Here is a 24,651-nt window from a genome sequence, read left to right on the forward strand (position 1 = left end):
TTACACTCGAATCTTTAAGGCAATGAAAGCGGCGACAATGGTTTTTAAAATATCGCCCGGAATAAACGGCAAAGCACCTGCTACGATGGCCGGCCAGAGACTCATATGCAGTACGATCATCATGCCGAGCACACCGCCGATATAGGTAATCGGAATACCGATGAAGACGCCTGCCGCCACGTAGTGCCAGAACGAACGCACCTTACCTTTGAACATGCTGACTAAAGGATAGGCAACTATAAATGCAAAAATAAAACCGCCGGTCGGACCAAATACCTTACCTAAACCGCCAACACCGCCGGTGAAGACGGGCAATCCAGCCGCACCGCACAAAGTATAAACGACGCACACAATCAAAGTTTGTTTCGGCGGCAATAAAAAAGCGGTCAAGTTAAAGACCAAGGTTGTCATGGTAATCATGGCGGGGGTAAACGGTAAGGGGATGGCAATAAAGGCGGCTACAAACAGAAGCGCGACCAGCAAGGCCATTTTGGTTAAATCACGTGCTGTTAAAGAACTCATTTTGCAACTCCTTTTTTAAATGATAGTGTAAAGGCAAGTCCGAATGCTGTATACGCTTGTACCATCGTGCCGTCGGTTATTAAATAAATAAGAGTATTGCTTTTTACGGCATGATGGAAACGCATGTCGCAGGAAACTACATCGCGGTGATCCTGAAGCCAGGCGGTCAACATCTGATATCCCGGCACCACCGGACAATTTCCATGATGGATCGGATTGGTATCATCCATAGCGTCGACAAACGCATGTACTTCATCGACGCTAAACGAGCGCCAAGGCAAAGCGTTTTGCGGAATCGCCTCCGTGTGCTCCGCGTGCGGATGCGGTGCACCGGCAAGCAAGGTCATCACGAGCGTACCTGTTGTATCGCTGACCGTGACGGTAGCGGCGTTACGGCGCGTGCGAACCTCGGCATGAGAAGTGGCCGGCGTCAGCATCAGACGCAAGCGACCGATAACAACCTCCGCGGTAAGACCGGTTTCCAAACGGCAAGCTGTTTTATACAATGAGTGCATGCAGATCTCCTTTTCGTGAGATATTATAACGAAGATTCCGCAAATAGTCAACAAACAAAAATATAATAGTTTACAATAAAGCTAATCCATTACGCGTATGCATTGGCTAAAAGTTTGCGTGTTATAATAACGGTAAACAAGCGAAACGAATGACGGGAGGTAAAAATGCTTACACTACAATATCAGGGGCAAGCTTTGAAAGTACCTGAAGGCACCACCGTGGGGACGGTCTGGGAAAGCGTTAAGGAAACGGCTCCGGACGCAGTATTCGCATTGGTGGACGGGCAGACGCTCGATTTCACGACTGCTTTGGAAAATAACGCCGTCATTAGTTTCGAGACATTGCAATCCGCTGTTGGCAATCGTGCGTATCAGCGGACTTTGATTATGCTGATGGCTATGGCTGTCCAGGAATTGTATCCGGATGCCAGAGTGCAGATTGAACATTCCCTCGGACGAGCTTTGTACGGGCAGATCATTCAGAATCGACCGACGACGCTTTCGCAAATACAAAAGATTGAAGATCGGATGCATGAAATTGTGCAGGAAGGTCGACCGATCATTAAACAGACGGAAAGTAAAGAGGAAGCGATCGCCTATTGTCGAAAAGTGGGGCGTTTGCGTGCAGTAGAACGTTTGCAGGAACTGCGTCCGGAACGGATTTATCTCTACCGTTGCGGCGATTATGTTGATTTTTACTTCGGCCCGTTATTGCAGGGTATGAACCGGGTAAATGTGTTTGATATCGTCCATTACGCGCCCGGATTTTTATTGCGTTTTCCCAGTATTTATTCGGCGCACACTTTGCCTGAGTATGTGGAATTGCGTGAGTTTTCACGCGTCTTTTTTGAAGCGACGAGCTGGAGCGAACAGGTGGGTTGTCGCTATGTAGTGGATTTAAATCGCGCGATTGCCGACGGCCGCATCAAAGATATTATTGCCATGGCGGAAGCGCGGCATGAAAAGCAGTTGGCGCAAATTGCCGACCGTGTCGCTGCCAGTCGTCCCGGTATTCGCTTAATCACTATCGCCGGACCGTCTTCGGCGGGGAAAACGACCACGATGCGGCGACTGATGGTACAAATGCAGGTTAACGGTATTCAACCGGTGATGATTTCTCTAGACGATTATTTTTATAGTTTAGACGATCGTCCGCGGACAGAAAATGACGAAATCGATCATGAATCCGTTGATGCGTTGGATACGACGCTTTTAGAACGGCAGCTGACGGCTCTTTTAGCGGGTGAGCCCGTAAAACTTTCCCGCTATGACTTCGTGCACGGTAAGCAATATTTTGCGGAGCAAGAAACCACCTTGCCTCCCAATCAGCCAATTATTTTGGAAGGTCTGCATGCGTTGAATCCGAGCGTTTCGCGTGCCGTTCCTGCGTACCAGCGGCTACATCTTTACCTGGGTGCATTGACGCAGTTGACCATCAGTGATCACAATCGAATTTCCACTACGGATACACGCTTATTGCGTCGTATGGTCCGTGACAATCAGTTTCGTGCGCACAGCGCGGAAGAGACGCTGAAAATTTGGCGTAATGTACGATTTGGCGAAGAATCCTATATTTTCCCGTTCCAGGAAGAAGCGGATATTATTTTTAATACGGCGCTGTTGTATGAACTCCCGGTACTTAAGGTATTGGCAGAGCCGCTTTTGAAGGCGATTCCGAACACTTCACCGGTAGCCAATGAAGCACATCGTTTATTGGAGTTTTTAAGTATTTTTCAACCATTGAATCCGGCGATGGTACCGTCGAATTCAATTCTACGTGAATTTATCGGTACGGCGGGACATGATCAATGTGTACCGCGGACATTGATGGTGTGACCGGTATAGGAGAGGAGGCGACCATGACACCTTTTGTACATCTGCATACGCACACGGAGTACAGTTTGTTTGATGGGATCAGTCGCATCAAAGACTTGGTCGCTTACGTCAAAGAACTTGGTCAGGAGGCGCTGGCCATCACCGACCATGGCGTTATGTACGGTTCAGTCTATCTGTATAAAGAAGCGTTAAAGCAGGGAATCAAGCCGATCATCGGGTGTGAAGTATATGTGACCGAGCGGGAGCTCGGCGCGCAGGATTTAGGCGGCAAAGAGAAGCTGCGTCATCTGATTTTGCTGGCGGAAACCAATGAGGGCTATCGTAACTTGTCAAAGCTCGATACGATAGCCAACACGGTCGGGTATTGGCGTAAACCGCGTGTGAACCGCGCAGCGATTGCACAATATGCCGACGGTTTGATTGCGCTGTCCGCATGCATTAACGGTGAGCTGCCGCAAGCATTGCTGGCCGGCGACGAAGCAAAGGCACGGGAAATCATCGAATGGTATATTCAAACATTCGGTCGTGAAAATTATTTTATTGAATTACAGGATCACGGATTACCGGAAGAAAAAGCGGTACGTGAATCACTAATTGCATTGGCACGTGAATACGGTGTCGGTATAGTGGCGACCAATGATTTCCACTATATTCAACGGGAAGATGCCGGTGCCCAAAACGTGCGCCTGTGTATTTCCACCGGACAAACGTTAGATAATCAGACCTTCAAGTTTGCCAATGACGAGTACTATTGCAAATCCGGCGACGAGATGGCGGCGCTTTTTTCCGATGTTCCCGAAGCCCTCAGCAATACGGTGGCTATCGCGGAGCGTTGCCAAGTCGATTTTGTATTCGGTGAGCATCACTTGCCCGCGTTTCAGGTACCGGAAGGATTTACCGCGCAAACCTATTTGCGCAAATTGTGTGAAGAAGCGCTGCCAACGCGTTACGACGTCATCAGTAATGAAGTCAGAGAACGGTTGGAGTATGAACTCGGAATCATTGAAAGCATGGGTTTCAGTGACTACTTTTTGATTGTCATGGATTTTATCGCCTATGCGCGATCGCAGGATATTGCGGTAGGGCCGGGGCGCGGCTCGGCAGCGGGCAGTATCGTTGCTTACTTATTGGGCATTACCAATCTCGATCCGTTGGTACACGGGCTGCTGTTTGAACGCTTTTTAAATCCGGAGCGTATCAGTATGCCGGATATTGATACCGATATCGGATATAAAGGTCGTGCGGATGTCATCGACTACTTGGCGCGCAAATACGGCTCCGAGCATGTCGCACAAATCATCACGTTCGGCACGATGGCAGCCAAAGCGGTTGTGCGTGATGTCGGGCGTGTCATGAATTTGCCGTACCCCGATGTGGATCGTATCGCGAAGATGATACCTGGCGGACCGGGCGTGACGCTTGCAGATACGTTGGCAAGCGTGAAGGAATTTCGGACAGCTTATGACAGTGAGCCGCAAATTCGTCAGCTTATCGATTATGCGTTGGCATTGGAAGGATTGAGCCGTCATGCCGGAACGCACGCGGCAGGGATTGTGATCAGTAAGGATCCCGTTGCCGAACACGTACCGTTGCAAAAGTCTGCAGATGATTATTTGCAGACGCAATATGAAAAAGATACCGTAGAAGAGCTCGGATTGTTGAAAATGGACCTTTTGGGTTTACGTAACTTGACTGTGATCCAGGAAACCGTTGAACTGATCCGAAATAATCGAGGTATCATCGTGGATGTGGATCATTTACCCGAAACCGATCCTGAAACGTGCGCGATGCTTTGCGAAGGCGATACCGTCGGTGTATTTCAATCGGAATCGTCCGGATTTACGGCGCTTTTAAAACAATTACGACCGGAAGGGTTTGCCGATTTGATTCCGATGGTAGCACTGTATCGTCCGGGACCGCTCGGCAGCGGGATGGCGGAAGATTTTATTCGCCGCCGTCACGGCGATGCGCAGGTGGAATACCTGCATCCGTTATTGGAACCGATTTTAAAAGAAACATTTGGCGTTATCTTGTATCAAGAACAAGTGATGCAAATTTCGTCTGTCCTTGGCGGCTTTACTCTCGGTGAAGCAGACTTGCTGCGTCGTGCGATGGGCAAAAAGAAAGAAGACGTCTTGATGGCGCAGCGCGATAAATTTTTAGCGGGAGCGGAACAGAAAGGCATCCCTACCATGATCGCTAATCATGTTTTCGATCAGATGGTGTATTTTGCGGGCTACGGTTTTAATAAATCACACTCCGCCTGCTATGGATTGATTGCCTGGCAAACCGCTTATTTGAAAGCACATTATCGGCCGGAATTTATGGCGGCGATGATGTCGAGTTATAAAGAAAACAGTGATAAATTAAGCCATTATATTGCCGACTGCCGTCTGCACGGCATTCGTGTTTTGGGACCGGACATTAATCAAAGTGCGGTCGATTTTACGGTGGAAAAAGAAGCGATTCGATTCGGCCTTTCCGCGGTTAAAAATGTGGGCGACGGTCTGGCGGAAGCGATCGTCAAAGCGCGCGAAAATATTTTGCAGGAAGAACAGGCAAAGGGTGACACACCGGTCGGTTTCCGGTCACTCATTGATTTGGCGGAGCATGTAGCAGTCAACAAGCGCGCTGCCGAATCCCTGGTTCGTGCCGGTGCTATGGATCATTTGGCAGATGCGGAAGGAATTCATCGCGCTCAAATTTATGAAGCGGTACCGGAGGCAATTCGGATCGGCACAACAGAGCGGGAAAATGCCAATTCATTGCAAACCGGATTGTTTGATAACATTCCGTTAGCTGTACCGACATTGACCTATCTCAATGTACCTGCCTGGGATCTTGCGACGCTCTTGGCCGGCGAAAAAGAAACGCTCGGTTTTTACGTGAGCGGCCATCCTCTTTCTCCCTATGAAGAAATTTTACGCAAGGCAACACCCATTTATGAATTACGCGAAAACGGTGAGACATATGATCAGCGAAAAGTATGGATTGGCGGTACAGTAACGGCTTTACGTCGACTTTTGACGAAGCGCAATGAGCAAATGGGCTTTGCCACGGTGGAAGACTTCGGGGCTAATATCGAAGTCGTGGTTTTCCCTAATCTTTGGGAAGACGTCGCGGCATTGTTAGCGGTGGACGCCGCTGTTTTGATCGATGGTCGGACGCAAGCCAATGAGCGCGAAACAAAAATTATTGCGCAGGCGGTATATCCGTTGGAACTGGTCGCCAATCAGACCGTCGTGGTGCCGGAGTGGAACGCGATGAAATCCGCTGTGATACCTGATGAAGCGCAGACAACGGGCACCACTCCGCAGGCGTCGGAGTCGGAAGTGTCGCTTGCGACCGGTAGGGTGCCTAAGGCCATTGATTTGCACATTGATGCGGCGCATGAGGGCGTTTCCGTGAGTCAAGCCTTGGCAACTATTTTAACGACGCATCACGGAACGATACCGGTTACGTTAATTGTGGAACGAACCGGTCTGACGGTACCCATGAATGAAGCGTACTATATTGATGGCAGTCGTGAAGTCATTACGCAATTGCAAGCTCTTTTGGGAAACACCAAGGTTGGAATAAAGGAGGCTTAAATGCAGATTTTAGTGTGTGTAAAGCAGGTACCGGATACGTCGCAGGTCAAGCTGGATCCTAAAACAAATCGCTTGCAACGAGCCGGCGTGCCGAATATTTTGAATCCTTTTGATGAGCACGCAGTGGAAGAGGCGCTCGCGTTAAAAGACAGTTGTGGTGCGACCGTCACGGTCATTACAATGGGACCGCCGCAAGCAAAGGAAGTGCTGAAAGAGTGTTTAGCCAAGGGTTGTGACCATGCGTATTTAATCAGTGATCGAGCATTCGGCGGGGCGGATACGTTGGCGACGGCGTATACGCTGGCGACAGCGATTCGTACGCTCGGTATTTTTGACTTAATTTTTTGTGGTAAGCAGGCCATTGATGGAGATACGGCGCAAGTGGGGGCGCAAATTGCGGAAATGCTCGACTGGCCGCAAGTCAGCGGAGCCGTAGCTTTTACTCTGAAAGGAACCACGGCACAAATCGTACGCGAGCATGAGGACGGCTACGAGACGATAAAAGTAGAATTGCCGGTATTGGTGACGACCACTAAACATCTGAATACGCCGCGCTATCCGTCACTTCGCGGGCTGATTGCAGCACGAACAGCGGAAATAAAAACGCTCACGGCGGCGGATCTGCCTGTTGAACCGGAACGAATCGGCATGGCCGGTTCGCCGACGCAGGTGCGTCGTGTGTATACGCCGCAAGGTCACAGCCATGGTGAAATTTTTGCTGATTTGTCCGAGCAACAAGCGGTGCAGGCTTTGCTCGCAAAACTCAAAGAGCGCGGTTTCGAACGCCAAGGAGGTGCCCAATGAACGAACAAGCACATCACCTTTATGTTGTCGCGGAGCATTTTGAAGGGAAGTTGCGACCGGTCACCATGGAACTGATCGGCAAAGCGCACGAATTGGCGGAAGTGAGCGGGGAAGAAGTTCATGCCGTGCTTATCGGGGCAAATGTAGAAGACTTGGCGCAAAATCTCATCGCGGTCGGTGCAGACGTGGTGCATTATCTGACGGCGAGTGAATTAAAAGAATATTCGACAGAGGGATACACTTATGCACTCGAGCGGTTGTGCCGTGAAGTTCAACCCGCTGCGATTTTAATCGGAGCCACCCACAACGGGCGCGATCTGGCGCCGCGCCTTTCGGCGCGACTGCAATGCGGTGTAGTGGCCGACTGCACCGATATTAAGATGGACGCCGAAACACGTTCGTTGACATGGACGCGTCCTGCGCTGGGAGGTAATATTTTAGCGGATATTATTTGCCCAAAACATCGACCGCAAATGGGGACGGTGCGACCGAACGTATTTCCGAAACCAGTACCGGACTCCTCTCGTAAAGGACATGTTGAGAAGCGGGCGATAGAAATTCCCGAAGGTACTATTCGCACACGTCGTACGAATTATGAACAGGTACCGCAGGAAGAGGTCAATCTCGAAGATGCGGAGATTATTATCAGCGGCGGGCGAGGCATGGGATCGGCGGAAGCGTTTCGCAAGCTTCATACGCTGGCTCGGAAATTAGATGGCACGGTCGCGGCTTCGCGTGCGGCCGTTGATGCCGGTTGGGAACCGTCTATTCATCAGGTCGGCCAAACGGGCAAAAATGTCGGCCCGAAAATTTATTTTGCCTTCGGTATTTCCGGCGCGATTCAGCACCTTGCCGGAATCAGCGGCGCGGATACGGTGGTTGCGATCAATAAAGATCCGCAGGCTCCGATTTTCCAGCGCGCCGATTATGGTATCGTCGGTGATGTCCATATTGTTTTAGAAGAAATGTTGGCGCAACTCGAGGAGGACTGACATGGATTCGGTGATGTCCAAACGTACCAAGATCGTTTGTACCGTAGGCCCCGGCACTGACGCACCGGGGGTACTGGAGCGTATGATTGCGGCCGGTATGAATGTGGCACGGTTCAATTTTTCACACGGTACGCATGAAGAGCAAGGGCGGCGTATGGACGCTGTTAAAGCAGCGTCGGAGAAATTAAAAACACCGATCGCTTTGATGTTGGACACCAAAGGACCGGAAATGCGACTTGGTTTTTTTGCTGAAGGCGCAACCAAACTCGTACAGGGTACGTCTTTTAGCCTGCTAAGTGAAACCGTTCTCGGCGATGAACATCAGGCGACTGTTTCCTATCCGGAATTATGGAGGCAAACACGTCCGGGGCAGTCTATCCTGCTGGCGGACGGATTGGTTCGTTTGCTGGTTACTAACGTTGAATCCGGTAAAATAACAACGGTGGTGGAAAACACCGGAGTTATCAGCGATCGGAAACGAGTAGCGTGTCCTTCATTGCCCGTGCTGTTGCCGGCACTTTCCGAGGCCGATAAAGAGGATCTGCTGTTTGGCGTCGCAAAAGACGTTGATTATGTGGCGGCATCGTTTATCCAACGCGCGGACGACATTGTTGAGATTAAACGATTTCTCGAACAAGCGGGCGGCCGCCATATTCGCGTTATTGCCAAAATTGAAAATGAAGAAGGCTTGCGAAATGTCGAATCGATTATGCAGCAGGCGGACGGCATGATGGTGGCACGCGGCGACTTGGGTGTGGAGATTCCGCCGGAACGTGTACCGCTGCTGCAAAAAGAAATGATTTCGCTTTGTAACCGATTGGGTAAGCCGGTCATTACGGCCACCCAAATGCTGGAGTCGATGATTGTTAATCCGCGCCCGACTCGTGCGGAGACAAGCGACATTGCGAATGCGATTTTGGATGGTACCGATGCGATTATGCTCAGTGGTGAAACGGCAAACGGTAAGTATCCGGTGACAGCAGTGGAGACTATGTTCAAAGTGGCACAGTATACAGAACGCAGTTCGCTGTACCAACAACGTCCGCGGCCGTTGCCCGACGAAGCGGCGGTGACCACAGAAGCCATCAGTCAGTCTACGGTAACGATTTCACAAAATTTACATGCGAAAGCTATTTTAACAGCCAGTGAATCGGGACGTACGGCGCTTATGGTTTCCAAATATCGTCCGGACTGTCCGCTTGTTATGGTTTCTCCGCATTTGTGTTCATTGCGTCGCGCAGCTCTTTACTGGGGTGTCACACCGGTTATCGGCGAATCCACAGAAGATACAGACAGGATGGTTAATATGACGGTCGCCGCCGCAATGCGCGCCGGGGTTATTGATGACGGAGACCTGGTCGTCATCACTGCCGGTGTTCCTTCGGGCAAAGAGGGCACCACCAACATGATTCGCGTTCATGTGGCAGGACAGGTTCTTTTGAAAGGAATGGGCGTCGGTAACGGATCCGCTACCGGAAAAATAGTTTTGGCGAAGCCGCAAAATATTCCCGTATTTCAGCCGGGCGATATTTTAGTTGTCGACACGATGGATGAAAAGATCGTGCCGTATGTGCAGCAGGCCGGTGCGATTATTGCGGTGGAAGAAGGCTTGACCAGTCCCGCCGCCGTGGTCGGACTGGAATGGAAAAAGCCGACGGTAGTGGGAGTGAAACAGGCATTAACACGTTTACTGACCGGGGAACGGGTAACGGTGGACGCGGCGCGCGGTTTTATTTATCGCGGTCGTGTCAACGCCAGATAAACGAAACTTTGACACGCTTATATCACTTGTTTATAATAAACTTGTTCCGTAACTATACATTAATTGGGGTGAAATCATGGCAAATTTAGAAGTCGGTGCACAGGCTCCTGCGTTTACGGCGTGGGCCGATAATGGGCAAACGGTAACAAAAGACAGCCTTAAAGGACAAAAAGTGATTTTGTACTTTTATCCCAAAGACAAAACACCCGGCTGTACTCTTGAAGCACAAAATTTCCAGCGCCATATCGGAGATTTCCAAAAGCTCGGTTATGCCGTGTACGGTATCAGTCGAGATGATGCGAATTCGCATCAGGATTTTAAAGCGAAAGAACAGTTGGAATTTGCTCTTTTGAGTGATCCTCAAGGGCAGATGTGCCGTGATTTCGGCGTATTGCAAACGGAAGATCCGAGTGAAAAAATTGCCCGCTCGACCTTTGTTATGGATCAGCAAGGGGTGCTTACGCACATTTACCACGGCGTAAAGCCCGCTACTCACATTCAGGAAATACTTAAGGATTTGCAAGCTTAGGAGGATGAAAGTGGAACAAACAGTCGCTCCGGTTGAAATGAAAAAAAGAAAAGATATTGCTTTTTATAATTATGAATATACGACACTGGATCAAGTCAAAATCAGCCCGCTGGATCGCGGTTACTACTTCGGCGATGGTGTCTATGAAGTGACGAAAGTACACAATGGTAAATGCTTTGCTCTTTCGTACCACCTCGATCGCCTTTACCGGTCGTTGCGGCTCATGAAAATTCCGGCGACGATCGCGCCGGACGAATTAACGGAGTTGCATGACGTTCTGGTCGAAGAAAGCGGTGTCCAAAACGGTTCCGTTTACTTACAGATCACCCGCGGTACCGCACCGCGTGTGCATGATTTTCCGGAAGGGATTACGCCCAATATTTTGATGTACGTCAACGAAGATAATCCCCACAAAGCGGAATTGGCAAAAAACGGCGCGCATGTTATTACCATTGATGATATCCGCTGGCAGCATTGCGATGTCAAAAGTTTGAACTTAATTCCCAATGTACTGGGAGCGGAAAAAGCGCGTCAAAAGAAATGCGCGGAAGCGTTCCAGTTCCGTGGTGATGAATTAATGGAAGGTACCAGCTCGAACGTTTTCATGGTACGTGACGGTATTTTGTGGACACGTCCCGCGGATGATTTGATTTTGAAAGGTATCACCCGCCAGCTGATCATTACAAAAGTAGCACCGAGTTGCGGCATCACCGTTATTGAGCGTAAAATCGATCGGGAATATCTGGCGAAAGCGGAAGAAGTATTCTATACAAGCACGACCGCCGGCATTATTCCGGTTCTGAAGATTGATAAAGAAACGGTGGGAGACGGCACGATCGGACCGGTCACGAAAGCGTTGCAGGAACGGTATGCAGGTCTGATGGCGGAAGGGCTGCCGTGATTTTTTAAACGAAAATAAAAGCTTTACTTTTCACTTGAATTCAGGTAAACTTAACAAGTGAATTTCGACTTTGCTCGGTTGGCCGAATCTCCGACGGTATACTTGGCAAAGCGCAGATGAAATCAAGGAGGAATTACTATGTTGACTTTGGAACAGAAACAGAAACTTATCGAGGAAAACCGCGTTCACGACACGGACACCGGTTCTCCGGAAGTGCAAATTGCGATTTTGACGGCTCGTATTAACTACCTGACCGATCATTTGAAAGAGCACAAGAAAGATCATCATTCCCGTCGCGGCCTGTTGAAATTGGTTGGTCAGCGTCGCGGTTTGTTGGATTACCTGCGTCGCAAAGATATCGAACGCTATCGTAATCTCTTGGACAAATTGAATTTGCGCAAATAAGAATGAAAAGGAGCGGTTGTGCCGCTTCTTTTTTATTTCATAAAAAAAGGACATTCTTTATAGAAATATTTTATTTTTATGACAATTTACACAGATTAGTTGCGCGATATACATGACTTTGCTAAAATTATTATTAGGTATTAACATGTAGTGATAATTTAACGAAAGGAGTCGCCATGAAATTAGATAGAGACCAGCGACGAGAGAGCATCGTCACCATGTTGCGCGAGCAACCGTTTTTGACGGATGAAGACTTAGCTGACGGCTTGGGCGTTTCGGTGGCGACGATTCGTTTGGACAGAACCGCATTGGATATACCGGAAGTACGTGTGCGGCTACGCAAAGCCGCTGCTAAAAACGCACATTCAGCGGAGCAAAAATCGGTATACGGTAAATTATTGGAATACAATTCCAAACGTTCCGCGTTATCGATGTTGACGGTGACGCCTCATCTGGTCGATGCCACAGGATTTGTACCGGCCCAGACGCTTTACGGGATGGCAACGGCGTTGGGGGACAAAGTGCTGGATTTACCCAGTGCGGTATGCGGCGTCGGAAACATTAAATATAAAGTGCCGGTGCGCGTTGGTGACACGCTTGTTTGGAAACTCACGGTTGTGCGTCAGCGAGGTTCGGAACATTACGTTTGGGCCAAATGTTTACGTGATTGCGCCGAAGTGTTTCGAGCTAAATTTATTTTAAAATCATATTCTGAGGTGCGACTATGAAAGCAATAGCAGTAGATGCAATGGGCGGCGATTACGCGCCCGTGGAAATTGTTTGCGGAGCATTGGATGCCGTTCGATCTTGGCGAATTCCGGTGGTTCTCGTCGGGGATGAGACGCAGATTTTGCCCCTCGTCAAAGCAGCGGGAATGACAAATGATCCGCTGGTAAAAGTTCAGCATGCAAGTCAGGTCATCGGGATGGATGAACATCCGGGGATGGCGTACCGCAAGAAGAAAGATGCTTCGGTCGTAGTGGCGGCGAAGCTGGTTAAAGAAGGTCATTGCGGCGCATTGGTTGCGCCCGGTTCGACGGGGGCTGCTGTAACGGCAGGCCTGTTCGGTTTGGGACGTATTAAAGGAATTCGTCGGCCGGCGATCGCAACCCCTTTGCCGACACAGGATGGCGGCACCACGCTTTTGATTGATTCGGGGGCCAGTGCCAATCCCGGAGTCGAAAATTTGTTGCAAAACGCTTTGCTGGGGCACGTGTTTATGCAACGCGTTTATGGTATCGTGGCGCCGCGCGTCGGTTTGCTGAACATCGGTACCGAAGAAATCAAAGGCAGCAATGTGGTTACGGAAGTATATCCTAAGATGCAAGAACAATCGGTTTACCGATTTATCGGCAATGTCGAAGGACGAGATATTCCGAAGCGTGTAGCCGATGTCGTTGTGTGCGACGGCTTTACGGGCAATGTCGTTTTAAAATTTGCGGAAGGCATGGCCACTATGATGATGCATCTTTTAAAAGATGCGGTAATGAAAAACGGTTGGCGCGCCAAATTAGGCGGTTGGCTTTTACGGCCGGCGCTGAAACAGGCGTTGAAGAAAGTGGATTACGCAGAGTACGGCGGCGCACCGCTTTTGGGTGTCGAAGGCGGTTTAGTGATTTGTCATGGTGCATCCAAGGCAAGGGCGATTCAAAATGCCGTGCGACTTGCGTCACATATTGCGGATTCAGAAATGGTAGAACATATCAAAACAGCTTTAGAAACGGTGGACGCAACAAATGAAGAGTAGTACGTTGCGGCAGATCGGAATTTTAGGAACCGGCTCGTATGTGCCGGAACATATCCTTACTAATGCGGATTTAGAAAAAATGGTAGACACGTCAGATGAATGGATTCGGACACGCACGGGGATTCGTGAACGGAGAATTGCCGAACCCGGAACCTCGACGGTCTCGTTAGCGAAAAAAGCGGCAGAAAAAGCAATAGCGGATGCCGGTGTTACTGCAGAGGAAATTGATCTCGTGGTCGTGGCGACATGTACGCAAGATACCATTGCACCTTCGACCGCGTGCGCTTTACAGGATATATTGGGGATTCCCGCGGCGGGCGCATTTGATCTGTCTGCCGGATGCAGCGGTTTCGTGTATGCGACCGCAGTAGCGAGTCAAATGTTGGCTACCGGTTTATATCAGAAGGCGTTGGTCGTCGGCGCAGAAGTGCTGAGCCGTTTTGTGGATTGGACAGATCGAAACACCTGCGTACTTTTCGGCGATGGCGCCGGTGCGGTTGTTTTGGGAGAAGTGGCCACCGGAGGTATTGGCGGAATCGATCTCGGATCGGATGGTTCCGGTCGCGGCGCACTGGGGATTTTCGGCGGACCTTTTCATGGTGATTTGCATCCGGAGCTTGCCGATCAGAAAATGTTCATTCGCATGAACGGTAAAGATGTCTTTAAATTTGCGGTAAAAGTTATTGGCGAATCTACCGGAAGAGCGCTTGCTAAATGTGGTCTTACCTATGATGATGTGGACCTTTTGATTCCGCATCAGGCGAACGAGCGGATCATTCAAGCAGCCGCAAAAAAAATATCCTTGCCCTTAGAACGCATTTTTGAAAATTTGGATCGCTATGGCAATACGTCCAGCGCATCGATTGCAATCGCATTGGATGAAGCGGTGCATACCGGTCGAATTAAAAGCGGCGATCAAGTCGTCTTAGTAGGATTCGGTGCCGGCCTAACCTGGGCCAGCCTTTGTGTGGAATGGCGGTAGCGGAATGAAAACGAAACTGACAGAATTATTGGGAATTGAAGCACCGATTATTCAAGGCGGTATGGCTTGGCTCGGAACTTGGGAATTAGCCTCCGCTGTTTCGGAGGCCGGCGGTCTCGGTGTGATTGGGGCCGGTAATATGCCGGGTGATCTTCTTCGTGAACAGATCCGGCAAGTGAAAGCGCATACGAAGAAACCCTTCGGTGTCAATTTGATGCTGCGTTCACCTTTTGTTGAAGAGTGTGTAGCAGCCGTTTGTGAGGAAAAAGTACCGGTTATTACAACCGGGGCGGGAAATCCGGGAAAGTACATTGAGCGCTTTAAAGCGTCCGGTGCCAAAGTCATTCCTGTCGTTTCCGCTGTGGCGTTAGCTAAACGGCTGGCAAGCGTCGGAGTCGATGCCATTATTGCAGAAGGACTGGAAAGCGGCGGCCATGTCGGCAAGGTAACTACTTTGGCGTTGGTACCGCAAGTAGTAGATGCAGTAGAACTGCCCGTTATTGCGGCCGGCGGTATTGCCGATGGCCGAGCTTTGATCGCCATGTTGGCATTGGGAGCGGTTGGGGTGCAGATGGGTACACGCTTTGTGGCCAGTGAAGAATGCATTGCCCATCCGGCATATAAAGAAGCGCTTTTAAAAGCACGGGATCGTTCGACGGTGATTACCGGGCGCACGACGGGACATCCCGTGCGCGTGATCGCCAATGCGCTTTCCCGACAGTATGAAAAATTGGAAAGCATCAACGCGCCGTTAGCGGAAATTGAAGGGCTTGGCGCGGGAAGTTTGCGTCGGGCGGCAATTTTGGGAGATATGAAGACAGGATCGATCATGGTCGGACAAATTGCAGGCTTAGTGAACGATATCAAACCGGTACGTGAAATTATTACTTCGATTATCAAAGAAGCTGCCGTCGTGCAGCAACGTATCAGCGAGGTGAAGGTATGAAAACGGCATTTTTGTTTCCCGGTCAGGGCTCGCAAAAAGTAGGAATGATGCAGGACTTGGCTGCGCAATATGAAAGCGTACGCAACCGTTTTGAAGAAGCGGATGAAGCGCTTGGCTGGAAGCTGAGTGAATTAATTTTTGAAGGTCCGGCAGAAAAATTGCAGCAGACGCAGTATACCCAGCCGGCGATTTTGACGGCAAGCGTAGCGGCCTATGATCTGCTCGCACAAGCGGGCATTACCGCAGAATATCTTGCGGGTCATAGCTTGGGAGAATACTCGGCACTTGTGGCGGCGGGCTCCATTTCATTTGTGGATGCGGTACGTACCGTACACGCGCGCGGAAAATTTATGCAGGAAGCCGTGCCGATCGGAGAGGGCGGTATGGCGGCAATCATTCGTCTGGAACGCGAAAAAATTATCACGATTTGCGAAGAACTTTCGGCACAAGGGAAAATCGTGCAAGCCGTGAATTTCAATTGCCCAGGACAAGTAGTCATTGCGGGGACAACAGACGCGGTGGCGGCGGCATGTGAGAAGATGAAAGAAGCGGGCGCGCGTCGCGCGATTCCGTTGCCGGTTTCGGCACCGTTTCACAGCACATTGATGCAACCGGCAGCCGAAAAATTGGCGCAAGTCTTGCATACGATCGAGATCAAAGAGGCGCAAATTCCCGTGATTGCCAATGTGCATGCCCAACCGGTTCATACGAGTGCAGAAATTCGTGAGTCATTAGTCGAACAGGCAGCCCATCCGGTCCTTTGGGAAGACAGCATGCATGTGCTTTTGACTAAAGGTGTGGATACGATGGTAGAAGTGGGTCCGGGCACTGTTTTAAGCGGTTTTATGAAAAAAATTGAGTCTGCTGTGCATCGGGAGCATGTCGAAAATGTGAGCAGCTTAGAGGCTACCTTGGCACATTTTGAGGAGGCACAAAATGACAACTAAAACGGCACTTGTTACCGGCGCATCGCGCGGCATCGGGCGGGCAGTGGCAGTCGCTTTGGCGCAGGCCGGTTATGATGTTGCGATTAATTATTCCAGTAACGTAAGCGCGGCGGAAGAAGTGGCGCAGGCAGTGAAGGCATGCGGTCAAAAAGTTATTTTAGTACAGGGGGATGTTTCCCGAAAAGAGGAAGCGGAACGCATTGTGGCCGAAACGCAAAAAGAATTTTCGCATATCGACGTGCTGGTAAATAACGCCGGCATTACCCGCGACACCCTGGTGCGGCGGATGAAAGAGGCCGACTGGGACGCTGTTTTAAACACCAACTTAAAAGGTGTTTTCTTGATGACGCAGGCCGTTATCGGCGATATGTTTAAGCAACGCCGCGGTGTCATTATTAATATGAGCTCCGTTGTCGGTGTGACGGGTAATATCGGGCAGGCCAATTATGCTGCTGCCAAAGCGGGCGTTATCGGCTTGACGAAAGCGAATGCGAAAGAATTTGCCGCGCGCGGTATTCGTGTAAATGCGATTGCACCCGGGTTTATTCATACCGATATGACCAGCGGATTGCCGGACAAAATCAAAGAAAGTCTGATCAAGCAAATTCCTCTGGGGGCAATGGGAGATCCGGAAGACATTGCCGCCGCGGTACGTTTTCTGGCCTCCGACGAGGCGAAGTACATTACCGGGCAAGTATTGCAAGTCAACGGCGGTATGGCTATGTAGCTGATGCTACCGGGACAGTTTGTCATGGCCCGTTAGATGTAATATAATAAACCAAAACCGGAAAGGTGGTGAAACCATGAACAATACATTTGAAAAGGTACGCGCGATCGTTGTAGAACAGCTGGGTGTGGATGAAGCGGATGTGCAAATCGACTCCACTTTCATTGATGATCTTGGCGCGGATTCTTTGGATATCGTTGAATTGATTATGGCGTTTGAAGAAGAATTTGAAATTGAAATCCCTGATGATGTAGCCGAAAAAATCAAAACCGTTAAAGATACGGTCGACTACATTGACAAGAATATTGCGTAATCGAGGTCGAAACCGGGAAGCGCTCGCCTCCCGGTTTTCCTGTTTATGTTTTTATCATAAGATTAGCTGTCGTGTCGATTAGAATAGCACAACAGCTTTATAATAGCAGTATGCATGCCATTGTGGCGAAGTGCTACAATAAAATATGTAAAGCACTTACGCAGGCGTGACTGATTATAGGTAATGAAACTGGACGAGGTGGAAAATATGCGCAAGCGCGTAGCAGTAACAGGTCTTGGTATTATTTCTCCGGTTGGCATCGGTAAAGAGACCGTATGGCAAAATTTATTGGCAGGAAAGTCGGGTATTAAACGAATCACTGCGTTTGATACAACGGATTTCGCAGTGCGCATTGCCGGCGAAGTCGAAGGTTTTACCGCGACCGATTATATGGACCGTAAAGAAGCGCGTCATATGGATCGATTTGCTCATTTTGGTGTGGCCGCGGCCAAAATGGCAGTGGAAGACGCCAAGATTGATTGGAACGCGTTGGACCATGATCGGATCGGGGCGGTGGTCGGCACCGGTATCGGTGGTATCACCACGATCGAAGAAGCGGCGGATCGTCTTGCGAACAGGGGGCCTTCCCGCGTCAGTCCGTTTGCGATTCCGATGATGATTGCCAACATGGCGGCCGGTCAAATTTCCATTGCACTGGATGTACGCGGTCCGGTCATTACGGATGTGACGGCCTGCGCATCGGGGACAAATGCGATTGGTGATGCGCTGCGCATGATTCGTTACGGTGATGCGGATATTGTCATTGCAGGCGGTGCCGAAGCGGCCATCAGTCCGTTGCCGTTCGCCGGTTTTATCGCAATGAAAGCGCTCTCCACGTTTGACGGTGAGCCGGAGGAAGCATCGCGTCCGTTTGATGCAACACGTGACGGTTTCGTTTTCGGTGAAGGCGCGGCCATGCTCGTACTGGAAGAATGGGACCATGCGGTCGAACGCGGCGCGCATATTTATGCGGAATTGTGCGGCTATGGGTCGAATGGTGATGCGTACCATATTACGGCACCGGCTCCGGAAGGTTGCCAAGCCCAAAAGTGCATGGAAAGAGCATTGCAGGATGCGCAATTAACTGTTCAGGATATTGATTATATCAATGCGCACGGAACGGCTACGCCGCTCAATGATAAAAATGAAACGCACGCTATCCGCGCATTGTTTGGTGCGGAAGCAGATCGCTTGGTGGTGAACTCTACCAAATCAATGACCGGCCATTTGCTCGGCGCGGCCGGTGCTGTAGAAGCGGTCGTTATGGCGCTTTCAATTGAAAATGACGAAGTTCATCCGACGATCAACTTGAAACATCCGGATCCGGATTGTGATTTGGACTATGTGACGGAAGGCGCGCGCAAAGTGAAAGTACGTGCGGCCATGTCAAACTCATTCGGCTTCGGTGGGCAAAATGCGGTTATTATAATGCGCAAACCGGAAGGAAATGACTGATGACTCCATCGGAAGTGCGGCGTAAACAGATTCAGGATTTTGCCGCTGCGCATCATATCCCGGTGCGAGATCATTCCCTTCTGAGTACGGCTCTGACGCATACATCCTATGCGAATGAACATCGGCAGCAGGGCATACACGATAATGAGCGGCTCGAGTTTTTAGGTGATGCCGTGCTGGACTTGGTGATTGGGGAATATCTTTTTCGTAAATATCCGGCTTGGCCCGAAGGAGATTTGACACGGGCCAAAGCGAGCGCCGTTTGCGAGCCTGCTTTGGCTTCTTGCGCCCGTAAATTTTACTTGGGTGAAACCTTGCGACTGGGTAAAGGAGAAGAACACACCGGGGGACGACAAAGAGCATCGATTCTGGCGGATGCATTTGAAGCGGTAGTTGGCGCGATTTATCTTGATACATCATACGAAACGGCCGCGGAATTTATCATGGAGCATTTGAAACCGTACCTGGATCTGATTGACAGTGGCGATTACACGCGCGACTATAAAACGGAATTGCAGGAATTTTTGCAGCAGGATGGAGATGTGGATCTCCGTTATAATTTGCTGCGTGATGAAGGTCCGGATCATGATAAAACGTTTTATATGGAAGTGGAATTAAATGGCGAGGCAGTCGCCTCCGGCGTAGGAAAAAGCAAAAAAGCGGCAGCGCAACAAGCAGCGCAAGCCGCATTGCAAAAGTTACAGGCAAATGGAGGAGCGCGGTCATGACCGCGCCTTTTTTATAATGAGAGAAGCGATTATTCCCATCTTTATTCCGCATGACGGCTGTCCGTATCGTTGCAGTTTTTGCAACCAGTGGAAATTGACGGCACAGACAGATCGTACTACGCCGGCTATGGTCGCGAAAACGATTGCGGAATATCTTGCTTCGACGACGCGGCCGTACCGCTGGCAAGTGGCGTTCTACGGCGGCTCTTTTACCGCGCTCAGTGAAGAGCGGCAGCGGGCATTGCTCGCGCCGGCCAAATATGCATGGGAAAAAGGTGATGTTGCTGCATTGCGCCTTTCTACGCGACCGGATTGCATTAGTGTTGAAAATACCGCTTTTTTATATGCGCACGGCGTACGTACGGTAGAACTCGGTGTGCAAAGTTTAGATGACAACGTTTTATGGCAGGCTCGTCGCGGCCATCGCAGTGCGGTGGTAGCAAAAGCAATAGAAATTCTTCGCAGGGGTGGTATGCAGGTAGGAATACAACTTTTGCCCGGTCTTTACGGCGAAACTTTTTCGACATTGCGCAAGACCATTCGGGAAACGGTTGCACTGACTCCCGACTTTGTGCGAATTTATCCGGCGCTAGTGTTGCGTGATACATTGCTGGAACGACAATATCGCAACGGTGATTATCAGCCTTTAACGCTTGCACAGGCGATCTTGGTGGGTGCATGGTGGAGACGTTATCTGGCAAAGCATAATATTCCTGTCATTCGGATCGGTTTGCAGGCGACGCAAGATCTGGATTCGCATGCTGCGTATGTCGCGGGACCGTACCATCCGGCGTTGGGAGAGTTGGCCATCGCGCGATCGTACGCGCAGGAACTTAAAAAGGGTTTCCGACAGGCGTGCGGGGCGGTGACAATCACTTACTCAACACGTGACGCCAGTAAAGTGCGAGGACATAAAAATGCCAACGTCAAAAAATATCAAGAAAAATACGCCGGTCCGATTACTTGGCGTGAATCTGTTGACATGCCACCGGGGGCAGTCTGCTTTACCACCCCAACGAAAACTTATCAAAAACGCTTGGAATCGCTATTGTATTGTCATTGAGAAGATGCTAAAAGCACATTTTAGAGATGTGCTATAATAAAAAAACAACTTTAAAATGAACGCATTGAGGTATATATGAAGAAAATAATCAGTATTTCAATACTGTTTGTTCTACTCATCGCAGGAGGCGCGCTGCTTTACGGTAAAAATCCGTTGGTACAAAGCAAACCTGTAACGGTACGGATCGAGGCGGCGCAAACGGGAGCGGAAATAGCCCAAATCCTTGCAGATAAAAATATTATTTGGAATCCGCATATCTTTCGTGCCGTACTATACTTGAGCGGGAACGCCGATAAGCTCCAAGAAGGGCATTACGATCTTATGACGAATATGTCGATGCCGGCCGTAATCGCCGCCTTGCGCGACGGACGACCCGCTGCTCGGCAGGTGGTGATTCCGGAAGGATTTACCGTGTCGCAAATTGCGAAGCGACTGGATCGGTTGGGTATCGCTAAGAAACATGATTTCTTAGAGGCGGCGAAGGTTTATAGTTTGCCTGCAGATATGCAGAGCACACGAGCTACCGACTATCCGGTAGAAGGATTTTTGTTTCCTTCTACGTATGATGTTCCGGACGGTGCATCGGTCAATGATATCATCGCGCACATGAATCGAGAAATGCAAAAGCAACTGACACCCGAATTGCGGCAAGAAATCGCTGCGCAGGGATTCAGTCTGCATGACTTCATCACATTGGCGTCCCTGGTGGAAAAGGAGGCCATGTATGAGGATGATCGCTATACGATTGCCGCAGTGTTCAAGAAGCGCTTGGCGATCGGTATGCCTCTCCAATCTTGCGCAAGTATCCAGTATATTTTAGGAGAACCGAAACCGGTTTTAAGTATTGCCGATACGCAAATTCCTTCGCCGTATAATACCTATTTGCATAAGGGATTGCCGCCTGGACCGGTGGCGGCCCCCGGCAAAGCGGCGATGGATGCGGTATTACATGCACCGACTACCGAATATTTATATTTTGTGGCGGACGCTAAAGGATATCACCATTTTGCCAAGACATATGAAGAACATGAAGCCAATATCGACCGATATGCCGCATCTCAATAATGAAGTCACAGCTTTGCGCCGCTATGGAGACGATATTCGTATACCGCAAATTCGTAAGAGCGAAGAAAACTTATTTCGTTCGGCCGTACTCGCGGCGGCTCCGCGTCGGATTTTAGAAATCGGCACGGGGATCGGTTACTCGGCACTTTTGATGGCGACGCTATTGCCGCAGGCGGAGATCGTTACTATTGAGCCGTTTGCTCCGCGGTATCGGGAAGCAAGGAAACGAATGCGACAAGCAGGCGTAGAGAATCGAGTGACGGTGGTGTCGGCGACTGCGGAAGAGGCGTTGCGGGAAATCAAAGGACCGTTTGATTTGCTGTACCTTGACGGGTCCAAAGGTCACTACTTGGAGCATTTGCGTTTAGCGGAACCGCTCTTGCAAAAAAATGCGACTATTTTAGCGGATAACGTTTTATTTCGCGGTTATGTATGTGCTGACGATAGCGATGTACCGCGGCGCATGCGAACGATTGCACACCGTATGCGCGCTTTTCTTGCGTATTTGAAAGATCCGCGTTATTTTACGACGGGCATATATGAAACGGGGGACGGTTTTGCCGTCGCCCGACGAAAGGGATAGAAGCATAGTATGAAACCATTAGAACTGCTGGCACCGGCCGGCAATTTGGAAAAGCTTAAATTCGCTATTGAATATGGAGCCGATGCCGTATACTTAGGCGGTAAGGCATTCGGTTTGCGCGCGTATGGCGGTAATTTTGATACTGCTGAAATGGCGGAAGGTATTCAATTTGCCCATAAACGCGGCAAAAAAGTCTATGTCACAGTGAACATCATGGCGCATAACCGGGATTTGCCGGAATTACCTGACTATTTGAAAAGCTTGGATCAGCTCGGAGTGGATGCGTTGATCATTTCCGATCCGGGAGTTTTTGTCTTGGCGAAAGAATATGCGCCGCATACAGAACTACATGTTTCTACGCAGGCAAATACTACGAACTGGTCGGCGGCGCGTTTCTGGCAGCAGCAGGGAGCGAGTCGCATTGTACTGGCGAGAGAGCTGTCCCTTGATGAAACGAAGGAAATTCACGAAAAAACAGGAGTTGAAATCGAAAGTTTTGTGCACGGCGCGATGTGCATTTCCTATTCGGGGCGATGCCTTTTGAGCAACTATTTTTCAGAAACGCGTGATTCCAATCGAGGCGAATGCATTCAGGCGTGCCGCTATAAATATCGTGTAGTGGAAGAAGCACGACCGGGCGAATATTGGCCCGTCGAAGAAGACGAACGCGGAACGTACATTTTTAACTCCAAAGACTTGTGCTTATTGCCGCTGATCCCGAAGATGGTGGAAGCAGGGATCACCAGCTTCAAAATCGAGGGTCGCATGAAAAGCGCTCATTATGTTGCCACTGTAACCGGCGTTTATCGAAGTGCGCTGGATGCGTATTTGCGGGAGGGCGACGACTACTACGTACGTCCGGAGTGGTATCAGGAATTGGAAAAAATTTCACATCGACCGTATACCACAGGTTTTGCTGTGGGAAGGCCAAGCGAGCAGGATCAAATTTACGGCAGCTCAAGTAACGTGCAAAGCCATGAGTTTATCGGCTTGGTTTTGGAATACGATGAGGCAACCAAAACGGCTCTCATCGAGCAGCGCAACCATTTCGCGGTCGGTGAACTCGTTGAGTTTCGCACGCCGGAAGGAAACGTATTTACGCAGAAAATCGAACAGATGACCGACGGGGAAGGGGAAGCCATTTCCCGAGCGCCACATCCGCGTATGCTGGTACGTCTGCCGATGCAGCAAGCGGTTACTAAACACAGCCTGATGCGGAGACAAATTCATGCATGAGGGCGAAGTGTACTTTCAAACAGAACGGCGCTACATTACGTATGTTGTGCGCATTTTGGAAGGGTATGAATATTTAGGCGTGGTGACGACCAGCGATCCCCAACTGGGGATCGCTCGTGTCCGCGCGACCGAGGATACTAAAGCGGACGTTTGCGCCGTTTTGCAATCGCTTGCAATTCCGCTTCAGATCGCAGAAAGCCCTGAAGATTTTGTCAAAAAAGAGTAGCCAAAACGCAAAAACTGTGTTAAACTATGAAAGTCAGCAAAACAGAGGAGCAAGGAAAGAAGCACTTGACAAGACCCGGCCACATCAGTATAATTAACTTTGTTATGACGCATGCTGGCGTAGCTCAATCGGTAGAGCAACTGATTTGTAATCAGTAGGTTGTGGGTTCAAGTCCTATCGCCAGCTCCAGCATTACATGGAGGGATTCCCGAGCGGCCAAAGGGAGCAGACTGTAAATCTGCCGGCTATTGCCTTCGAAGGTTCGAATCCTTCTCCCTCCACCATTGAACATCGCGGGGTGGAGCAGTTGGTAGCTCGTCGGGCTCATAACCCGAAGGTCGTAGGTTCAAATCCTACCCCCGCAACCAAGTCATCTAATTCCTTTCAGATAAATTGCCAAAGGATAAGCTGATGTAGCTCAGTCGGTAGAGCGTATCCTTGGTAAGGATAAGGTCACCGGTTCAATCCCGGTCATCAGCTCCAGCATGGCGGCGTAGCTCAGTTGGCTAGAGCATGCGGTTCATACCCGCAGTGTCCGGGGTTCAAATCCCTGCGCCGCCACCATTATGCCTCTATAAAGAGGTATTTTTTATTGTATAAAATTGGCAAACTCTTGCCGTTATTGCTTTTTTGGGTTAAAATATGAATAGCTATTTTTTATTCAAAGGAGGAAATTACCCCTATGGCAAAAGCACATTTTGAACGCAGCAAACCGCACGTTAATATTGGTACCATCGGTCACGTTGACCATGGTAAAACGACCCTGACCGCCGCGAT

Annotated in this window: 25 protein-coding genes and 5 tRNA genes; 28 read left to right on the top strand and 2 right to left on the bottom strand. The window is 49.8% G+C overall.

The genetic code is table 11. The features are described from left to right. Together HNR45_RS07025 and HNR45_RS07030 are read right to left on the bottom strand one after the other, a co-directional pair. On the bottom strand, positions 1-522 hold the full coding sequence (locus HNR45_RS07025; RefSeq protein ID WP_024049272.1) for a biotin transporter BioY: 522 nt from the start codon (positions 520-522) through the stop codon (positions 1-3). Further along, positions 519-1,037: a hypothetical protein gene (locus HNR45_RS07030; RefSeq protein ID WP_159823358.1), complete on the bottom strand. Its 519-nt coding sequence runs from the start codon at positions 1,035-1,037 to the stop codon at positions 519-521. The genes HNR45_RS07025 and HNR45_RS07030 overlap by 4 nt, the downstream gene beginning before the upstream one ends. A 165-nt stretch (positions 1,038-1,202) precedes the next feature. On the opposite strand from HNR45_RS07030, the gene HNR45_RS07340 reads away from it, so the two are divergent. The 28 genes from HNR45_RS07340 to HNR45_RS07170 form a co-directional block, all read left to right on the top strand. Beyond that, complete coding sequence (locus HNR45_RS07340) at positions 1,203-2,873, top strand: nucleoside kinase (RefSeq protein WP_159823357.1); 1,671 nt, start codon at positions 1,203-1,205, stop codon at positions 2,871-2,873. A gap of 23 nt (positions 2,874-2,896) precedes the next feature. Continuing rightward, on the top strand, positions 2,897-6,463 hold the full coding sequence (locus HNR45_RS07040) for a DNA polymerase III subunit alpha (protein ID WP_159823356.1): 3,567 nt from the start codon (positions 2,897-2,899) through the stop codon (positions 6,461-6,463). Further along, complete coding sequence (locus tag HNR45_RS07045) at positions 6,464-7,267, top strand: electron transfer flavoprotein subunit beta/FixA family protein (protein ID WP_159823355.1); 804 nt, start codon at positions 6,464-6,466, stop codon at positions 7,265-7,267. After that, positions 7,264-8,259 carry an electron transfer flavoprotein subunit alpha/FixB family protein gene (locus HNR45_RS07050; protein WP_184327595.1) on the top strand — a complete coding sequence of 332 codons (996 nt, stop codon included), beginning with the start codon at positions 7,264-7,266 and terminating at the stop codon, positions 8,257-8,259. The genes HNR45_RS07045 and HNR45_RS07050 overlap by 4 nt, the downstream gene beginning before the upstream one ends. A gap of 1 nt (position 8,260) precedes the next feature. Next, the gene (gene pyk, locus HNR45_RS07055) at positions 8,261-10,021 is read left to right on the top strand and encodes a pyruvate kinase (protein ID WP_235020660.1); all 1,761 of its coding nucleotides are present in this window, start codon (positions 8,261-8,263) and stop codon (positions 10,019-10,021) included. A 76-nt stretch (positions 10,022-10,097) separates the two neighbouring features. Then, complete coding sequence (locus HNR45_RS07060; protein ID WP_034440638.1) at positions 10,098-10,550, top strand: peroxiredoxin; 453 nt, start codon at positions 10,098-10,100, stop codon at positions 10,548-10,550. Between the two features lie 10 nt (positions 10,551-10,560). Then, on the top strand, positions 10,561-11,451 hold the full coding sequence (gene dat, locus HNR45_RS07065; protein WP_235020658.1) for a D-amino-acid transaminase: 891 nt from the start codon (positions 10,561-10,563) through the stop codon (positions 11,449-11,451). Between the two features lie 138 nt (positions 11,452-11,589). Beyond that, positions 11,590-11,856 carry a 30S ribosomal protein S15 gene (rpsO, locus tag HNR45_RS07070; RefSeq protein WP_024049263.1) on the top strand — a complete coding sequence of 89 codons (267 nt, stop codon included), beginning with the start codon at positions 11,590-11,592 and terminating at the stop codon, positions 11,854-11,856. A gap of 176 nt (positions 11,857-12,032) precedes the next feature. Continuing rightward, positions 12,033-12,584 (top strand): DeoR family transcriptional regulator, encoded by a 552-nt coding sequence (locus tag HNR45_RS07075; RefSeq protein WP_159823353.1) that lies wholly within the window; start codon positions 12,033-12,035, stop codon positions 12,582-12,584. Then, on the top strand, positions 12,581-13,603 hold the full coding sequence (plsX, locus tag HNR45_RS07080; RefSeq protein ID WP_159823352.1) for a phosphate acyltransferase PlsX: 1,023 nt from the start codon (positions 12,581-12,583) through the stop codon (positions 13,601-13,603). Before HNR45_RS07075 ends, plsX begins: the two co-directional genes overlap by 4 nt. Next, positions 13,593-14,585 (top strand): beta-ketoacyl-ACP synthase III, encoded by a 993-nt coding sequence (locus HNR45_RS07085; RefSeq protein ID WP_159823351.1) that lies wholly within the window; start codon positions 13,593-13,595, stop codon positions 14,583-14,585. Before plsX ends, HNR45_RS07085 begins: the two co-directional genes overlap by 11 nt. Positions 14,586-14,589: 4 nt before the next feature. After that, on the top strand, positions 14,590-15,531 hold the full coding sequence (gene fabK, locus HNR45_RS07090; protein ID WP_159823350.1) for an enoyl-[acyl-carrier-protein] reductase FabK: 942 nt from the start codon (positions 14,590-14,592) through the stop codon (positions 15,529-15,531). Then, the gene (gene fabD / locus HNR45_RS07095; protein ID WP_024049258.1) at positions 15,528-16,478 is read left to right on the top strand and encodes an ACP S-malonyltransferase; all 951 of its coding nucleotides are present in this window, start codon (positions 15,528-15,530) and stop codon (positions 16,476-16,478) included. The genes fabK and fabD overlap by 4 nt, the downstream gene beginning before the upstream one ends. Further along, complete coding sequence (fabG, locus tag HNR45_RS07100; RefSeq protein WP_024049257.1) at positions 16,468-17,205, top strand: 3-oxoacyl-[acyl-carrier-protein] reductase; 738 nt, start codon at positions 16,468-16,470, stop codon at positions 17,203-17,205. Before fabD ends, fabG begins: the two co-directional genes overlap by 11 nt. Positions 17,206-17,281: 76 nt before the next feature. Then, positions 17,282-17,518, top strand: a complete 237-nt coding sequence (locus HNR45_RS07105; protein ID WP_024049256.1) for an acyl carrier protein — start codon at positions 17,282-17,284, stop codon at positions 17,516-17,518. A 207-nt stretch (positions 17,519-17,725) separates the two neighbouring features. Then, a complete protein-coding gene (fabF, locus tag HNR45_RS07110; protein WP_159823349.1) occupies positions 17,726-18,973 on the top strand; it encodes a beta-ketoacyl-ACP synthase II in 1,248 nt (415 codons plus the stop codon). Continuing rightward, entirely contained in the window at positions 18,973-19,701 is a 729-nt protein-coding gene (gene rnc, locus HNR45_RS07115; RefSeq protein ID WP_159823348.1) for a ribonuclease III, read from the top strand. The genes fabF and rnc overlap by 1 nt, the downstream gene beginning before the upstream one ends. 16 nt (positions 19,702-19,717) lie before the next feature. Next, complete coding sequence (locus HNR45_RS07120; RefSeq protein WP_159823347.1) at positions 19,718-20,764, top strand: elongator complex protein 3; 1,047 nt, start codon at positions 19,718-19,720, stop codon at positions 20,762-20,764. Between the two features lie 75 nt (positions 20,765-20,839). Continuing rightward, positions 20,840-21,829, top strand: coding sequence for an endolytic transglycosylase MltG (gene mltG, locus HNR45_RS07125; protein WP_159823346.1), 990 nt, complete (start codon positions 20,840-20,842; stop codon positions 21,827-21,829). Continuing rightward, complete coding sequence (locus HNR45_RS07130) at positions 21,792-22,412, top strand: O-methyltransferase (RefSeq protein WP_159823345.1); 621 nt, start codon at positions 21,792-21,794, stop codon at positions 22,410-22,412. Before mltG ends, HNR45_RS07130 begins: the two co-directional genes overlap by 38 nt. Positions 22,413-22,421: 9 nt before the next feature. Further along, a complete protein-coding gene (locus HNR45_RS07135) occupies positions 22,422-23,648 on the top strand; it encodes a peptidase U32 family protein (protein WP_159823344.1) in 1,227 nt (408 codons plus the stop codon). Then, positions 23,641-23,874 (top strand): DUF4911 domain-containing protein, encoded by a 234-nt coding sequence (locus tag HNR45_RS07140; RefSeq protein ID WP_159823343.1) that lies wholly within the window; start codon positions 23,641-23,643, stop codon positions 23,872-23,874. The genes HNR45_RS07135 and HNR45_RS07140 overlap by 8 nt, the downstream gene beginning before the upstream one ends. Positions 23,875-23,987: 113 nt before the next feature. Continuing rightward, positions 23,988-24,063 (top strand) — tRNA-Thr (locus HNR45_RS07145). A 9-nt stretch (positions 24,064-24,072) separates the two neighbouring features. Further along, positions 24,073-24,158: transfer RNA gene (locus tag HNR45_RS07150), tRNA-Tyr, on the top strand. Between the two features lie 8 nt (positions 24,159-24,166). Next, positions 24,167-24,242: transfer RNA gene (locus tag HNR45_RS07155), tRNA-Met, on the top strand. A gap of 39 nt (positions 24,243-24,281) precedes the next feature. Then, positions 24,282-24,357: transfer RNA gene (locus tag HNR45_RS07160), tRNA-Thr, on the top strand. 4 nt (positions 24,358-24,361) lie between these two features. Continuing rightward, a tRNA-Met gene (locus HNR45_RS07165) sits at positions 24,362-24,438 on the top strand. Positions 24,439-24,556: 118 nt separating this feature from the next. After that, a partial coding sequence (locus HNR45_RS07170) for a GTP-binding protein (RefSeq protein ID WP_184327597.1) occupies positions 24,557-24,651 on the top strand: 95 nt, incomplete at its 3' end.

It is taken from the genome of Negativicoccus succinicivorans, assembly GCF_014207605.1.
Taxonomy (GTDB): Bacteria; Bacillota; Negativicutes; order Veillonellales; family Negativicoccaceae; genus Negativicoccus; species Negativicoccus succinicivorans.